General features: G+C 65.1%; 1 protein-coding gene. It reads right to left on the reverse strand.

Features of this window, described 5'->3' with window-relative positions; translation table 11 throughout:
- Window positions 1–58 precede the first annotated feature (58 nt).
- Window positions 59–1,282, reverse strand: coding sequence for an IS256 family transposase (locus tag BR85_RS00150; protein WP_036275338.1), 1,224 nt, complete (start codon window positions 1,280–1,282; stop codon window positions 59–61).
- Window positions 1,283–1,404 lie beyond the last annotated feature (122 nt).

Here is a 1,404-nt window from a genome sequence, read left to right on the forward strand (position 1 = left end):
GGTGACGTCCCGCTGAGTGGTGGAGTTTCTCAACACCGTGCGGGATCAGCTTCTGTGATTATGCCGCAGTGAGTTCGGGGATGGCGACCTCCTCTTCTGTGACGTGCAGGAGCTTCATGGAGTGCTCGCTGAAGTAGCGTCGGTCGGCGCCGTCCCACTCGTCGTGCTGTTCGATGAGGACGTGGCCGGCCAGGCGCAGCAACGCTGCCGGGTTGGGGAACGTGCCAACCACGTCGGTGCGGCGTTTGATCTCCTTGTTGACCCGCTCCAGAGGGTTCGTGGACCAGATCTGCCGCCAGTGCTGGGGCGGGAAGCCGCAGAACGCGAGGATGTCGTTCTTCGCCTCCTCGAGCATGTCCGCGATCTTCGGGTGTGACCTGGTCAGCATGCGGACCACCTCGTGGAACTGCGCGAACACGTGCTCGGTGTCGGGCTGCGCGAAGATCGTGCGGATGATCGACGCGACCATCGGCCCGGCCGTCTTCGGAACGTTCGAGAGCACGTTGCGCATAAAGTGCACCCGGCATCGCTGCCAACTCGACCCCTGGAACACCGTCTCGATCGCGGCGATCAGGCCGGTGTGCGCGTCGGAGATCACGAGCTTCACCCCACCCAGCCCGCGGGCCTTCAACGAGCGCAGGAACGTGGTCCAGAACGGTTGCGACTCGGTGTCTCCGACCTCGAACCCGAGCACCTCCCTGCGCCCGTCCGCGGCAACGCCGATCGCGACGACCACAGCTTGAGAGACGACCCGCCGGCCGATCCTCGCCTTGCAGTAGGTCGCGTCGAGGAACACATACGGGTAGGTGGTGTCGGCAAGGGGCCGGTCCCGGAACGCGGCGACGTCCTCGTCCAGATTCGCGCAGATCCGCGACACCTCCGACTTGCTGATCCCCGTGTCCGCGCCCAGCGCTTTAACCAAATCGTCGACCTTGCGGGTCGAGACGCCGTGGACGTAGGCCTCCATCACGACCGCGAACAGGGCCTGGTCGACCCGGCGGCGCCGCTCCAACAGTGACGGGAAGAAGCTGCCCTGCCGCAGCTTCGGGATCCGCAGATCCAGCTCCCCGGCGGTGGTTGTGAGGGTGCGGGGGCGGGTGCCGTTGCGCTGGGTGGTGCGGTCCGGGGTGCGTTCGAACGGGGCGGCACCGATGAACGCGGCCGCTTCCGCATCGATCAGCTCCTGATAGAGCGTTTCGGTCGCCAGCCGGATTCGGTCGGTGACGTCGGTGAGTTTCAGTTCCCCGAGGAGCTCGAGGAGGGCAGACTGGTCTAGAGCCATCGTGCGTTGTGTCTTTCTGTGAGTAGCTTTGATCGGTTCTCACTGACCATCGCACGATGGCTCACCACGTCAACGACGTGACACTCAGCACCGAGAACTACACCACCCCAGGGGACGCCACC

The organism is Microbacterium sp. UNCCL10 (genome assembly GCF_000746195.1).
Lineage (GTDB): Bacteria > Actinomycetota > Actinomycetes > Actinomycetales > Microbacteriaceae > Microbacterium > Microbacterium saccharophilum.